At 68.9% G+C, this 12,585-nt stretch carries 17 protein-coding genes and 1 tRNA gene; 6 read left to right on the forward strand and 12 right to left on the reverse strand.

What is annotated here, in order from left to right; genetic code table 11:
- The first annotated feature begins 1 nt into the window (after window position 1).
- From BJ988_RS16215 to BJ988_RS16230, 4 genes are read left to right on the forward strand one after another with little or no spacing between them, the layout of a single operon-like run.
- Window positions 2-646, forward strand: coding sequence for a class I SAM-dependent methyltransferase (locus BJ988_RS16215; RefSeq protein WP_179658905.1), 645 nt, complete (start codon window positions 2-4; stop codon window positions 644-646).
- 17 nt (window positions 647-663) lie between these two features.
- Window positions 664-1,599, forward strand: coding sequence for an iron-containing redox enzyme family protein (locus tag BJ988_RS16220; protein ID WP_179658906.1), 936 nt, complete (start codon window positions 664-666; stop codon window positions 1,597-1,599).
- Window positions 1,596-1,817, forward strand: a complete 222-nt coding sequence (locus BJ988_RS16225; protein ID WP_179658907.1) for a CDGSH iron-sulfur domain-containing protein — start codon at window positions 1,596-1,598, stop codon at window positions 1,815-1,817. Before BJ988_RS16220 ends, BJ988_RS16225 begins: the two co-directional genes overlap by 4 nt.
- A gap of 12 nt (window positions 1,818-1,829) precedes the next feature.
- A complete protein-coding gene (locus tag BJ988_RS16230) occupies window positions 1,830-2,849 on the forward strand; it encodes a DNA topoisomerase IB (RefSeq protein ID WP_179658908.1) in 1,020 nt (339 codons plus the stop codon).
- Window positions 2,850-2,876: 27 nt separating this feature from the next.
- On the opposite strand, the gene BJ988_RS16235 is transcribed toward BJ988_RS16230, so the two are convergent.
- The 3 genes from BJ988_RS16235 to BJ988_RS16245 all read right to left on the reverse strand — a co-directional run bounded on the left by BJ988_RS16235 (window position 2,877) and on the right by BJ988_RS16245 (window position 4,607).
- On the reverse strand, window positions 2,877-3,551 hold the full coding sequence (locus tag BJ988_RS16235; protein ID WP_179658909.1) for a DUF6766 family protein: 675 nt from the start codon (window positions 3,549-3,551) through the stop codon (window positions 2,877-2,879).
- Between the two features lie 95 nt (window positions 3,552-3,646).
- Window positions 3,647-4,042 (reverse strand): hypothetical protein, encoded by a 396-nt coding sequence (locus BJ988_RS16240; protein WP_179658910.1) that lies wholly within the window; start codon window positions 4,040-4,042, stop codon window positions 3,647-3,649.
- Window positions 4,043-4,052: 10 nt separating this feature from the next.
- Window positions 4,053-4,607 carry a Dps family protein gene (locus BJ988_RS16245; protein WP_179658911.1) on the reverse strand — a complete coding sequence of 185 codons (555 nt, stop codon included), beginning with the start codon at window positions 4,605-4,607 and terminating at the stop codon, window positions 4,053-4,055.
- A 64-nt stretch (window positions 4,608-4,671) separates the two neighbouring features.
- Here BJ988_RS16245 and BJ988_RS16250 point away from each other — a divergent pair, with 64 nt between their 5' ends.
- The gene (locus tag BJ988_RS16250) at window positions 4,672-5,130 is read left to right on the forward strand and encodes a DUF3817 domain-containing protein (RefSeq protein ID WP_179658912.1); all 459 of its coding nucleotides are present in this window, start codon (window positions 4,672-4,674) and stop codon (window positions 5,128-5,130) included.
- A 12-nt stretch (window positions 5,131-5,142) separates the two neighbouring features.
- Here BJ988_RS16250 and BJ988_RS16255 read toward each other — a convergent pair whose 3' ends face one another.
- The 8 genes from BJ988_RS16255 to dnaG all read right to left on the reverse strand — a co-directional run bounded on the left by BJ988_RS16255 (window position 5,143) and on the right by dnaG (window position 10,982).
- Entirely contained in the window at window positions 5,143-5,697 is a 555-nt protein-coding gene (locus BJ988_RS16255) for a hemerythrin domain-containing protein (protein ID WP_179658913.1), read from the reverse strand.
- A gap of 63 nt (window positions 5,698-5,760) precedes the next feature.
- A complete protein-coding gene (locus BJ988_RS16260) occupies window positions 5,761-6,159 on the reverse strand; it encodes a DUF5709 domain-containing protein (protein WP_179658914.1) in 399 nt (132 codons plus the stop codon).
- A gap of 53 nt (window positions 6,160-6,212) precedes the next feature.
- Window positions 6,213-6,458: a hypothetical protein gene (locus tag BJ988_RS16265; RefSeq protein WP_179658915.1), complete on the reverse strand. Its 246-nt coding sequence runs from the start codon at window positions 6,456-6,458 to the stop codon at window positions 6,213-6,215.
- 28 nt (window positions 6,459-6,486) lie between these two features.
- Window positions 6,487-7,083, reverse strand: coding sequence for a CGNR zinc finger domain-containing protein (locus BJ988_RS16270; RefSeq protein WP_179658916.1), 597 nt, complete (start codon window positions 7,081-7,083; stop codon window positions 6,487-6,489).
- 21 nt (window positions 7,084-7,104) lie between these two features.
- Window positions 7,105-7,749, reverse strand: coding sequence for a pyridoxamine 5'-phosphate oxidase family protein (locus BJ988_RS16275; protein WP_179658917.1), 645 nt, complete (start codon window positions 7,747-7,749; stop codon window positions 7,105-7,107).
- Between the two features lie 202 nt (window positions 7,750-7,951).
- Window positions 7,952-8,665: a hypothetical protein gene (locus tag BJ988_RS16280; RefSeq protein ID WP_179658918.1), complete on the reverse strand. Its 714-nt coding sequence runs from the start codon at window positions 8,663-8,665 to the stop codon at window positions 7,952-7,954.
- A 277-nt stretch (window positions 8,666-8,942) separates the two neighbouring features.
- Window positions 8,943-9,018 (reverse strand) — tRNA-Asn (locus tag BJ988_RS16285).
- Window positions 9,019-9,083: 65 nt separating this feature from the next.
- Complete coding sequence (gene dnaG / locus BJ988_RS16290; protein WP_179658919.1) at window positions 9,084-10,982, reverse strand: DNA primase; 1,899 nt, start codon at window positions 10,980-10,982, stop codon at window positions 9,084-9,086.
- Window positions 10,983-11,030: 48 nt separating this feature from the next.
- Between dnaG and BJ988_RS16295 the strand changes: the two genes are divergently transcribed.
- Window positions 11,031-11,705 (forward strand): class E sortase, encoded by a 675-nt coding sequence (locus tag BJ988_RS16295; protein ID WP_246321505.1) that lies wholly within the window; start codon window positions 11,031-11,033, stop codon window positions 11,703-11,705.
- A 7-nt stretch (window positions 11,706-11,712) separates the two neighbouring features.
- On the opposite strand, the gene BJ988_RS16300 is transcribed toward BJ988_RS16295, so the two are convergent.
- Window positions 11,713-12,504, reverse strand: coding sequence for a nitrilase-related carbon-nitrogen hydrolase (locus tag BJ988_RS16300; RefSeq protein ID WP_179658920.1), 792 nt, complete (start codon window positions 12,502-12,504; stop codon window positions 11,713-11,715).
- Window positions 12,505-12,585: the final 81 nt, after the last annotated feature.

Here is a 12,585-nt window from a genome sequence, read left to right on the forward strand (position 1 = left end):
CATGATCCGATTCGGCCATCTCGACATCGACTTCGACGATCGCGTGCTCACCCCGCGTACCTGGACCGTCCGTCAGTCCGAATGGGCGGCCGAGCTGTCGGCCAGCCTGCCGGACGGGCCGATGCTCGAGCTGTGCTCCGGCGCCGGCCAGATCGGCCTGCTCACGGCCGCGATGGTCGGCCGCCGACTGGTGTGCGTCGACGCGAACCCAGTCGCATGCGCGTTCAACCGCGCCAACGCCGACCGCGCCGGGTTGAGTCATCTGGTCGAGGTACGCGAGGGCAGCATCGAGCACGCGCTCGACCCCGATGAGCGCTACTGCCTGGTGATAGCCGATCCACCGTGGGTCCCGACGGCGCAGGTCGAGCGCTATCCCGAGGATCCACGGACTGCCATCGACGGCGGGGCCGACGGGATGCTCGTCGCCGAGACGTGCTTGACAGCGACAGCCCGGCACCTCTCCCCCGGCGGCTCGGCCGTCCTCCAGCTCGGCACGGCCGAGCAGGCCGAACGTCTGCCGGATATGGTCGAGGGCAGCGGTCTGACGATCCAGGAGGTCCGCGACTCGCCGGGTGAAGGGGTGCTCGTCCACCTCACCCGGGCGGCGAGCATGGCTGGCGCGGACGCCGGGTACCGAACGGCCTGAGGGGAAGGTGGGTGGAGATGCTGCCGAAGTCGCGCGGCACGTTGAGTGCTGCAGTTTTCACCGCGCTGCAGAGCGGTGCGACCGAGGGCCTGGAGTCGGCTCCGGAGTCCGAAGAGGACGCGCAGATCGCGCTGTGGGCTCTCTACGAGCTCCACTATCGCGGTTTCGACGAAGTGGATGCCGACCTGGAGTGGGACCCGGACCTGCTGCGAGTGCGCCGTGGCCTGGAGAGGTCGTTCGAGGCCGAGCTGTGGCGGCGCTGGGAGCAGAGCCCCTTGCGTGAGGACAGCGACCTGGGCTTGACCGGCCTGGTCGACAAGCACGACGGGCCCTCGTTGGCACGGTTCGTGCAGCGCCGGGCCGACCGTGAACAGGTGCTCGAGCTCCTGCAGCACCGCTCCCTCTATCACCTCAAGGAGACCGACCCCACCAGCTGGGTCGTTCCTCGCCTCGAGACCCGGCCCAAGGCCGCGCTGATGGAGATCCTGTTCGACGAGTACGGCGGCGGCGACCCGAACCGGCTGCACCACCATCTGTTCCGTCGTGGCCTGGAGGCTGCCGGTCTCCGTTCCGATCACGCCTGCTACGTCGACGAGGCGCCGGTCGAGATCCTCGCGATGAACAACGCGCAGTCGCTGTTCGGACTGCATCGTCGGCTGCGGGCAGCGGCCCTCGGCCACTTCGCCGCATTCGAGACGACGAGCTCGGTGCCGTCACGGCAGCTCGCCCAAGGGTTGCGACGCTTGGACTTCCCAGAGGAGATGGCTGCCTACTACGACGAGCACGTCGAGGCGGACGCCGTTCACGAGCAGGTCGCTGTGCGCGACGTCTGCGGGGCCTTCTTGGACGAGGAGCCGAGCGAACGGGACCATCTGCTCTTCGGCGTCTTCACGTGTCTGGATCTCGAGGCACGCTACGCCCAGGCGATGCTCACCCGGTGGGGTGCGTCATGACGGACTTCGAGCACGCTTCGATCGTGATGTGCCCGGCGGGGCCGATGCTGCTGCGCGGGAAGCACGAGATCCAGGACGCCGACGGGAAGATCCATCACACGGTCCGGCCGGTCAGTGCCGTCTGCATGTGCGGCAGGTCGGCGGTCAAGCCGTGGTGTGACGGTACGCACCGACTGCTGGCCGCGAGCGCGCGCGACAGCGACGAGACCACCGACTGACGGGCGCACCAGGTGGTTCGGCTTCGTCGGGTCTCGGCGGAGGAGCCGGGATGGACCCGGCGCCGCGCGGGTCGGGGGTTCGTATACCTCGACGAATCCGGTTCCCGGCTGCCTGAGGAGGCGGTGACGCGCGTCCGCGCCCTCGCCATCCCGCCGGCCTGGGAGGACGTGTGGATCTGCCCGCGCGAGAACGGGCACCTTCAGGCCGTGGGGACCGACGCGGCGGGGCGCCGGCAGTACCTCTACCACCCCGACTGGCGGACGAAGCGCGACCAGGAGAAGTTCGACCGGGTCCTGGAGCTCGGCGCCGTCCTCCCCCGCGTACGCCGCCGGACGGAACGGGACCTCTCCACCACCGGGATGAGCCTCGACCGGGCGTCCGCACTCGCGCTGCGCCTGCTGGACCTGGGGTACTTCCGGATCGGCAGCGACGCGTACGCAGACGACAACGGCGGCTTCGGCCTGACGACGCTGGAGCGTCGCCACGTGCGCAGACGAGGCGACTCCTACGCCTTCGACTTCACCGGAAAGTCCGGCGTCCACCACACCATCACCATCGACGACCCGCTCTCGGCGGAGGCGATCGCCCAGCTGCAGCGCCGGCGTGCCGGCTTCGAGGAGATCCTCGCGTACAAGCAGGGCCGGCGGTGGCAACGGCTCACGCCGGCGGTGGTCAACGACTACATGCGCGAGGTGAGCGGCTTGGAGGTGTCGGCGAAGGACTTCCGTACGTGGCACGCCACCGTGCTCGCGGCGCTCGCGCTGTCCGAGGATCCCCAAGCCGCGAAGCGGGCGACGCCGACCGCCAGATCACGCCGCAAGCAGCAGGTCGCCGCCATCAAGGAGGTCGCGGAGTACCTCGGGAACACTCCAGCGGTGGCCCGGAGCTCCTACATCGACCCGCGGGTGCTGGAACTGCACGAGCAGGGGCGCACGATCCGGCTGCGCAAGGGAGCGAGCGACGACCCGCAGGCCCGCCAAGCTGCCGCCGAACGCGCGGTCCTGCGCCTGCTGGCACCAGACGAGGACTGACTCCTCAACCGGTCCTGGGTGCCGTTCTCAGCCCTCGACCCCGGTGGTGTCGTGCGACGAACCCACCGGCTTGCTCTCGGGTGATCCCCGCTGCCTGAGGTAGATCGCGAAAACGGCCATGGAGCCGACCGCGAGGAACTCCGACTGCCAGTTCTGCAGCGTGCGCGACCAGAAGTCCGAGTGTCCCAGGTATGCGGTCCACGTGATCGGGTCGCGCAGCTGCTGCAATCGGGTCTCGTTGTAGGCGGCCCACCCGGATACGGACTGGACCAGCCAGGACAGCACGAAGATGGTGCCCATGACGATGCCGAGCGACCGGGAGTAGAGCGCGGTCCGCAGACCGCCGACCCGAGCCAGCATGGGCGAGTCGGCACGAGCGTACGCCCCGACCTTCTGCCTCTCGTCGGACTCCTTGCCGGCGTCCTCCACCGGCTTCGACTCCGGGGATCCTCGTTGCACCAACCAGACCGTGAGCACGATGAAGAGCAGGAACTGGAGGTACTCGCTCTGCCAGTTCTCGGTCACGTCCACCGCGAAGGTCGCCGAGGTGAGATACCGACCCAGCGAGAGCTGGTGGAGGCCGTCGGCGAGCAACTGGTCGTTCAGCTGGTGCCAGCCGGCGAACGCCTGACCGACCAGCGCGGCCAGGAAGAGCAGCCCGAAGACGAGGCTGAGTGAGTTCTCCTTCAAAAAGCGGCGCATCGTCGTTCCCTCACTCGTGCCTCAGGGCGATGACCAGGGTGAAGATCAGTCCGAGCCCGATAGCCGCCAGGTAGACGACGTACATGATCCGCATCTCAACCTCCGTGCAGGGCGCACTCATAGGGCTTCGGCGGCTGCGGTGTGCAGCCTGCGGCGAGCAACCTCCAGCCGTCGGCGAACCGGCTCAGGAACAGGGTCTCGCCCTGGTAGCGGACCTCGGCCATGGTCCCGGAGACATCCACGCTGTCGAGCGTGCCCGGGACGGGAAGCTTCTCCTCGGCCAACGCGCTCGAACAAGGCGTCTTGGCAGCGGCCTCGAGCTCGGACAGTGTCTCCGGTGCCAGCAGTTCACACGCACCTGCCCAGTCCTGGGTGGCGACCGCCTTCTGGAAGACGGTGGCTCTGTCGCGCACCGCCTCTTCCTGGCCCGAGCCGCATCCGGTGAGGATCATCGGAGGGAGCAGCGCCAGCGCCGAGAACCGCCACCGCACGGGAATCTCCTCAGTCGTGGGCGGCGCGTGCCGCGCCGGCCTCCGTGGACTCGCCGCTGGTCTGCAGCTGGCCGCCCTGGTCCTCCAGGTGGGCACGGACGAACCAGTGGAAGAGCTCGAGCTGCTCGACCTGGCCGATCAAGATGTCCTGGGTCACCACGTCGAGTTCCTCGAGGGCCTTGATCGCCTCCCGATAGGAACCGATCACGCCCTGATAGGTGACATCGAGCGCGGCGAGGTGCTCCTGGGTGGTGGCCCTGCCGATGCTGTAGTCGTTCCACGTACGCTCCTCGACGAGCGCGCCCGGGGTGCCTCGCGGGGCGCCTCCGAGGGTCGCGATGCGCTCGGCGAGAGCGTCGGCCATCGCGCGTACCGCGTCGACCTGGGGGTCGATCATCTGATGGACGGCGATGAAGTGCGGGCCGACGACGTTCCAGTGCACGTGCTTGAGGGTGAGCTGGAGATCGTTGGTGGCATGAAGGCGAGACTGCAGCAGGTCGATGGTCGTCCGGGCAGCGTCCTCGTCCAGGCCAGGGATCGTGTAGTGCAGCTTGTCGTTCGTCATGTCGAGGTCGGTACCCCTGGCGACTCGATTAATGCCTGAACACCGGTGCGAATAAACTTGTCCCGTGTCCCCACTTCGCTCGCCGTCTCGTGTCCATCGGATCGTCGCCACCGCCGAGGCGGTGACCTGGACCGGATTGCTCGGCGGCATGTTCCTGAAGTACGTCACGGAGACGACGGAGCTGGGGGTCAGCATCTTCGGGATGCTGCACGGGATCGTGTTCATCGCCTACTGCGTGACCACGACGGTGGTCGCGATCGACCAGCGATGGTCGACCGGTCGACTCATCGCTGGTCTCGCGTCCTCGATCCCGCCGTTCCTCACCCTGTGGTTCGAGCGCTACACGCGCCGCCACGGTCTGCTCGCCCCGACGTGGCGACTGCTCGAGGAGACCCCCACCCGCCCCCTCGAGCGTCCGCTGGCCTGGCTGCTCCACAACCCGGTACGCGGCGTGGCCGCGGGCCTGGCGAGCGTCGCCGCGCTGACGGCCGTCGCCCTCGTGGTCGGGCCGCCGGTCGGCTGACCCCGCAGCGCGCTAGCTGTCGGCGTGCTGGTCCAGCTCTTCCCGTAGGGCCTGCTTGTCCTTGTCGCCGACGGGGATGTCCGCGTTGGCGGCCTGGCGGCGCATCTCCTCGCGGGTGATGTCCTGCGGCATGTCTCCGAGGTGCTCCTGCCGAGACTTCAGGAAGGCCTTGCCCAGCTCGGCACGACGCGCGTCGTCGAGTCGGTCGCGAAGACCCGGCAGCACGGTCTCCTCCTCCTCTTGGACGTGGTGGGTGACCGCGTCGACGACCTCGGTCAGCTTGTTCTCGTAGGCCGCGGAGAAGGGATCGCACTCGGAGAGCTCGGCGAGGAGGCGGTCCGCCAGCAGGTGCTCCTCCTGGCTGTGCGCGACGTCATCCTTCTCCCCCGCCTCGTCACGGGCGGCCGGGTAGACCTCGGCCTCCTCGGCACGACTGTGGGCGGCCAGCAGCGTCACCAGGACCGGGGTCAACCCGGCACGTACCTCCGGCTCGCGCTGAAGCTTCTCGAACAGACTCTCCACCTCCCGATGGTCCTGCATGATCAGGTCGGTCACGTCTTCGGACACGGCAGCTCTCCTCTGCGATTGAAAGGGATCCAGCCCTGCACCGGTACCCCGGAACGCGCATACTCAGTCGACGTCGTCCACGACGACGTGCACAGCCGCCTCCTCAGCGGACGCGCCGGCGCCGTCGATCCCCTCGTCGTTCCCGATGAGCTGCCCCTCGTCGTCCTCGCGCGCACCCATGTCGGGACTGGTGAGCCGACCGGAACGAGCCTCGCCGACCTCTCCGGACACCGGCCCGTCCAGGATGTCGGCTTCAGCCTCGGCGTCCGCGTCCTCCCAGACCTCCGGCTCTTCCTGCGCGAGGCGTTCGTCGATGGTCTCGCCCTCGATCTCCTCGCGCGGCGTCACCCCCTTGGCGTTCACGCCCCGGGGCCGCTCGGGCGGGGAGTACCCCTCGTCCAGGACGTCGTCCACGCCGCGGTCGTCGAGGGTGTCCTCTGGCTGAAGCTGATCTTCGCTCATGATCGGACCGGTACCCATGACCGGTCCGGCGATGCTCCGGAGCCGTACGGACTTCAGGCAGGCCCACCTTCGCCGCTGTGAGCGGCGAGCAGGTCGACGTCGACCTCCTCCTGACGCGAGATCTGCTCCGTCACGAGCTCCTGCTGCTCCTCGGTGAGGGTCACCCCGGCCTCGTGGAGCGCCTTGCCGAGCTCCTCCCGGATCGTTCCGTCGGGCGCCGTCTCCTGCCATGCGGTGACGCGCTCGACCGCACCTCGAAGAGCCTGTACGCGGGCGTCGTCCTGGTTCATCTCAGTCATCTGCTCGCGGTACCCGGCCAAGCGGCGGTCATGCAGATTCCGTGCCGGCCCGCTCACCCTCGCGCTTGCGCTGGTAGTGCCGTGCCACGCGAGCGCGGTTGCCACAGTCCGCCGAGCACCACTCCCGCCGGGATTGGCTCCGGTCGAAGTAGAGGACGCACCCGGGACCGCCGCAGGCCCGCAGGCCCTGCCCGGCCAGCAGGTCCGCCCCCTCGAGCGCCAGCAGCGCGAGCTCTTGCTGGAAGGGACTGGCACCGGCCGGACGCCAGCCGCGGTCGTAGTCCTGACCCGGCTCATACCGAAGCACTGGCGTGCAGTCCGCCAGGAAGCGATTCGTCACGGCCAGCGCCGCCTGGTGGTCGAGGTCCGCGCTCACCGCTTCTCGACGGTCATCGTGCGTGGCTTCGGCGGCGAGCCGGCGCAGCGCATCCCGGAGCTCTCTGGCCCGGTCGAGGTCGGACTCCTCGACCCGACCTTCGCCGATTCCGGCCGCCTCCGCCCACAGCCGTAGGTGAGCGAGCGACGCGAGGGAGTCATGGACGCCTGTGCGGTCGGCCCAGACGGTGTTCATCAACCGAACCGCCTTCGGCTGCGTCGGGTAGAGGACAGAAACCTCCAGCTCCATCGCAACCTCCTCATGCGGCATCTAGGGACGAGACGAGTCTTCCACGCTCGCTGCCCCGCCCGCCCTCGCCTCCGCGAGCTCCGCCTCGAGCCCAGCGATCTGTCCGGCGAGCTCCTCCATCGTGCGCCTCACCACGTCCAGCGGCACCAGCTCCGGGATGTGCTGACGACAGTTCCAGTCCAGCGCCTCGATCTCGATCAGCACGGCGCGTTCGACCTTCGCGGTGTAGTCCGGAGGGGCGAGCGACGCGACCAGCGCGGCATCGTCCTCAGGCTCGACCACGCGCGCTCGCCCGAAGATCTTCATCCTGGCCCGGAGCCGGTAGTCGATGAGGAAGAGCGAGACCCGCTCGTCGTGGTCCAGGTTGCCCCGAGTGATGTACTGCCGGTTCCCGCGGAAGTCCGCGAACCCGAGGGTCCGTTCGTCGAGCACGCGGAGGAAGCCGGGCGGACCACCGCGGTGCTGGACATAGGGCCAACCGGTCTCGCTGACCGACGCGATGAAGAAGCTGTCCCGGGAGTGGATGAAGTCCGTCTCGTCGGCACCGAGACGATCCGGGCCGTCCCCGAAGGCAGCCATCCGCGCATAGGCGTCGGCGCTCCCATGGGCGGCCTGGTGGCTGGTCACCAGCGGCGTGAACGCGACCTGCGCGTAGTGCCCGGTCACGGCTGGCGTACCAGGTAAGCCCGAGCATGCGGGATCTGCGGCAGGGTCCGTACCTGAGGCGGGAGCGGCTCGATTCGGTTCATCGTGTTCTTCCCCTTCGGAGTGGCCACACGCATGGCCGGTTCTAATGCCTGTATAGATCCCAAGCATTAGAACCGGTCATCCATTCCCGCAGCGCAAGAAACCTTCCGACTGCTGGTGCTCACATCGGGTCTACCTGAGTTCTCGACTGCCGCACCGTCTCGTAGGCGGGCGCCCGTAGGCGGCGGTGCCATTCGTAGATCTCGAGTCCGGGTGGTGTCGAGCGGGTCGGATCGAAGGAGAGCAGCAGGTCGCGATCCGACTCGATGGTCAGCTCTAGCGTCGCGAACCATGTCCAGTCCGTCCCGGGCCTTGCCCACGCCATTCGCCACGTGGCCTCGCCAACGAATTGCGCTCCCAGCCAGACCGGGCCGGTGGGTGCGCGGTACGGGAGCAGCGTGCTGAAGAACCCGTCGGACAGACGGGTCCGGGGAGCCAGCAGGAACCGGGTCCATCGACCGCGACCGGTGGTGGCGAGCAGGAGGTCGGCATGTTCGCCGCGCGCGGTGGGAACGCGCACGGCAAGCCCGTTGACGTCGGGCACTTTCTCAGGCAGGCCCACCGCACGGGAGAGTCGTACGACCACCTCGTCCGACCCACCTTCATCGAGGAACGCTGCGCCCGTGGTGGCTCCTGGGTGCCGCCGCAGCAAGGCCGTGTGCACCTTGCCGTGCGGGTGCAGCGGCTTGTCAGCGGGTCGCAGGCAGGCGAGCACGCCGACACCGGCCTGCAGCACACGGCCGCCCGCGCGCGCCATCGAGCCTGCGACCGCGGGAGCCAGTCTGCGCCTGCTCGGACGGTCGTCAGCAGGAACCACAACATCGGCTGGATTCACGCGCTCTGCCTTCCTGAGGAGGTTCCCGGTGCGGCTCGCCTCCAAGATCCTTGCCACGACGACCGAGAACGCGAGCGTCTCAGGGTCGGGAGGTACCCACGCGCCGCCGCAACTAGACATGAGCGGGCCAGTCACCTGCCGCGGCAGTTGGCCCGAGGTGGCCACTGGGCCCCCCGGGCGCCCTCGAAAGTAGTTGGCGAGGTGACCAAGCCTCTGAAACCGGGGGTAGAACGACGAACTCCGCCTGTCCTGTTTGACCAGGTCAGGCGGAGTTATCTGGCTCCCCGAGTTGGACTCGAACCAACAACCCTCCGGTTAACAGCCGAATGCTCTGCCAATTGAGCTATCGGGGAATGCTCCTTGCGGCGCGGGTGAAACCTTAGCAACCCGGCGGCGGCGATCGGAAATCGGCAGGCCGTCACTCAGCGACGAGGTTGCGCAGGCCGCGGCGGTGCTGCTCGAGGGCGGCGAGCTGGGCGAAAAGACGGTTGTAGGCCTCGGGATCGGCGGCACCGTCGGAGCGCTGCAGACGGCTCTTCACCTCGGCGATGCGGCGCTGGTCGAGGAGCTCGAGGAGGCGTACGACATATTGCAGGACGTACGCCGCATCCGGCTCCTTCGCGGACGGGATCGGCTCGACGGCGAGCTCGGCGAGGATGCGGCTGACCAGCGGGTCCGAGGCGGCGGCGCCGAGCTTCTGAGCCCAGTTCGCGTCGCCGGTGCCGGCGCCGGGGCCGCCCAGACCGGCGATGATCTCCCACAGCGCCCGGTAGATGGGGTGGGTGAAGGCCTCGGGGGTGATCTCGCCGGTGGTGCGGCCCAGGGCGACCGGGTGCTGTACGAAAAGCTTCAGGGTCTCGCGCTCGACCGTGAACCGCGGCTCGCGCGGATGCGGCATGGGCGGGCGCCGCGGCGCGGCGGGAGCCTCGGCAGAGCCGGCCTGGGCGGTCTGCGCGGCCTCGCGCCGAGGCTGAGCGGCCTGGGGCGCGGGCCGACCGGCGGCGCGGCGTACCTCTCTGGCCGCCTCGTCGGGGTCCACGCCGAGGAACCGAGCGAGGTCTCGGGTGAAGCCCATCTTCTTGGACTCGTCGCGCACGGAAGCCACCAAGGGCGCAGCCTCACGAAGCGCGTCGACCCGGCCGTCGGCACGGTCGAGGTCATATTTCGAGGCGATGTTGCGGAGCACGAACTCGTAGAGCGGCACCCGGTTGGCGAGCAGCTCCCGAACCGCCTCGTCGCCCTTCTTGATCCGCAGGTCGTTGGGATCCAGGCCATCGGGCTCGACGGCGACGTAGGTCTGCGAGGTGAAGTTGCCGTCGCCCTTGAACGCCTTCAGCGCCGCGGTCTGGCCGGCGGCGTCGCCGTCGAAGGTGAAGACGACCGCGCCGCGCAGCTGCTGGTCGTCGGAGATGAATCGGCGCAGGACCTTGGCGTGGTCGTCGCCGAACGCGGTGCCGCAGGTCGCGACCGCGGTGGTGATCCCGGCCAGGTGGCAGGCCATCACGTCGGTGTAGCCCTCCACGATCACGGCCTCGCGGGTGCGGGCCATCTCCTTGCGGGCCAGGTCGATGCCGTAGAGGACGTGGCTCTTCTTGTAGAGAGGCGTCTCGGAGGTGTTGAGGTATTTCGCCTCGATCCGGTCGTCGTCGAAGAGCCGCCGCGCGCCGAAGCCGATGACGTCGCCGCCCGACTCCCGGATCGGCCACATCAGCCGGCCGCGGAACCGGTCGTAGTGCGACCGCCCGTGAGCCACCAACCCACCGGTGACGACCTCCTCGTCCGAGAACCCGCGTGCTCGCAGGTGGCGGTAGAGGTCCTCTCCCCCGCGCGGTGAGAAGCCGACCCCGAAGTGCAGCGCCGCGTCGCGGTCGAAGCCCTTCTCGGCGAGGAACTGCCGCGCGACCACCGCGTCCGGGGTCAGCAGCTGCTCGGCGTAGAACTCCGCGGCGACCTTGTGGGCCTCGACCAGCTTGCCGCGACTCGGGCCCCGCTTCACCGGCGCCTCGTCGCCCTCCTCGCGCTGGATCTGGACCCCGATCTTGTCTCCCAGCCGCTCGACCGCCTCGAAGAAGCTCAGCCCCTCGAGCTTCATCACGAAGTCGATGACATCGCCACCCTCGCCGCAGCCGAAGCACTTGTAGAACCCCCGCGACGGGTTCACGTTGAACGACGGCGTCTTCTCGTCGTGGAACGGGCACAGGCCCTTGTAGGTCCCCGGACCTGCCCGGCGCAGCGTGACCTGCTGGGAGATGATGTCGTCCAGGCGTGCCTTCTCGCGCACCTCTTGGATGCTCGTCTCCTTGATCCGACCCGCCACAACGTCTGATCCTACGTGGCAGCGGATGTGGCTGAGATGCTTGACCTGATGTCCGCCACCACACAGACCCGATCGCGGGGCCGCCGGGTGATCTTCTGGCTCGGCCTGGTGATGGTTCTGGCCGGGGCGGGCATCCTCGGATACGTCGCCTGGGAGCTCTACGGCACCACGATCGTGAGCAAGCAGCGCCAGCAGGACGCGACCTCGAAGATCGAGAGCGCTTGGGACTCCGGACAGACCGAGGTGACCACCGACTTCGGGTCGGCCGAGGCCCTCATCGAGATCCCGCGCTTCGGCAAGGACTACCGGGTCCCGGTCATGGCGGGGATCTCGGACCGCGCCCTGGGCGCCGGGTTCGGCCACTTCTCCGGCACCGCCAAGCCGGGCGAGGTCGGCAACTTCGCGCTCGCCGGCCACCGGATCACGCACGGCGAGCCGCTCCGCGACCTCCCGAAGCTCCGTGAAGGCGACGAGATCCGCGTCCTGACGATGGAGAAGACCTACGTCTACGAGCTCACCACCGACGGCGACGACCTGGTCGTCCCCTTCACCTCGATCTGGGTCACCGACCCGCTGCCCGACAACCCGGAGGAGGGCGGTGTCGAGCCCGAGCAGGTCAAGGGCCAGCGCCTGATCACCCTCACCACCTGCTCCGAGCTCTTCCACACCGACAACCGGATGATCGCCTTCGGCAAGCTGGTCTCCGAGGAGCCGACGCCCTGAGGAACAACTAAAGGCGCAACGTACGCCGCGGGCCGAGGTCCGCTCGGTGGTCAGCCCACATCCGCTGCTCGTCGCGGACCCTGGCGACCTCGGCCGGGTCGATCGTGGCGAGGACAATCCCCGGGGTGGCGTCGTCGAGTCGCTCCACCGGCCGGCCGAGCGGGTCGTAGACCGCTGAGCCGCCGATCAGGCCGAGCGGTCCGCCGACGAGGCCGGCGAACGCGACGTACATCGAGTTGTCCAGTGCCCGGGCGGCGTAGTGCAGATCCCGCCGGTGGCCACCGCCGGGGAAGTAGGCGCCGCTGTTGACGTAGAGGATCGCGCCGTCGGCGGCCGCCGCGGCGGCGTGCTCGGGGAAGTTGGCGTCGTAGCAGACCGACAGCGCGACCCGAACGCCGTCGATCTCGATGGTCGTGCCGTGCTCACCGGGTTCGAAACGCTCTCGCTCGGGCGGGTAGAGATGCTGCTTGTCGTACGCCGCGACCGGCTCCTCCCCCGGCGCGATGACCAGGCTCGTGATCGAGCGCCGTCCGGCACCGACGAGGGGCGAGTTGAGCACGAGCACGGCTCCGGTCTCGTCCACCGCGGCCTGCACCGGGGCGAGCCAGACGGTGTCGGCCAGCGTCGGCAGCGGGCCGTCGAAGGCGTCGAGGTCCCACGAGGTCGTGAACGTCTCCGGCAGCACGACCAGCCGGGCGCCTTTCGCCGCGGCCTCGCGGACTCGGTTCGCCGCCGTGGCGACGTTGGACGCCACGTCGCCGGGCACCGCAGACTCCTGAACCACCGCTATCCGAAGCACGCACGTGACCGTATCGTCCGTTCACGGATCTGCCACGCATGGTTCCGCTAATTCGCTTCACGGGAGCTGCCAGGGTCGCCA

The organism is Nocardioides panzhihuensis (genome assembly GCF_013408335.1).
Classification (GTDB): Bacteria; Actinomycetota; Actinomycetes; order Propionibacteriales; family Nocardioidaceae; genus Nocardioides; species Nocardioides panzhihuensis.

What these genes read in the sequence shown, in the direction of transcription:
- BJ988_RS16215 (WP_179658905.1), top strand. Translation starts at nt 2, where the DNA reads ATGATCCGATTCGGCCATCTCGACATCGACTTCGACGATCGCGTGCTC.
- BJ988_RS16220 (WP_179658906.1), top strand. Translation starts at nt 664, where the DNA reads ATGCTGCCGAAGTCGCGCGGCACGTTGAGTGCTGCAGTTTTCACCGCG.
- BJ988_RS16225 (WP_179658907.1), top strand. Translation starts at nt 1,596, where the DNA reads ATGACGGACTTCGAGCACGCTTCGATCGTGATGTGCCCGGCGGGGCCG.
- BJ988_RS16235 (WP_179658909.1), bottom strand. Translation starts at nt 3,551, where the DNA reads ATGCGCCGCTTTTTGAAGGAGAACTCACTCAGCCTCGTCTTCGGGCTG.
- BJ988_RS16245 (WP_179658911.1), bottom strand. Translation starts at nt 4,607, where the DNA reads ATGACGAACGACAAGCTGCACTACACGATCCCTGGCCTGGACGAGGAC.
- BJ988_RS16260 (WP_179658914.1), bottom strand. Translation starts at nt 6,159, where the DNA reads ATGAGCGAAGATCAGCTTCAGCCAGAGGACACCCTCGACGACCGCGGC.
- BJ988_RS16265 (WP_179658915.1), bottom strand. Translation starts at nt 6,458, where the DNA reads ATGACTGAGATGAACCAGGACGACGCCCGCGTACAGGCTCTTCGAGGT.
- BJ988_RS16270 (WP_179658916.1), bottom strand. Translation starts at nt 7,083, where the DNA reads ATGGAGCTGGAGGTTTCTGTCCTCTACCCGACGCAGCCGAAGGCGGTT.
- BJ988_RS16295 (WP_246321505.1), top strand. Translation starts at nt 11,031, where the DNA reads ATGTCCGCCACCACACAGACCCGATCGCGGGGCCGCCGGGTGATCTTC.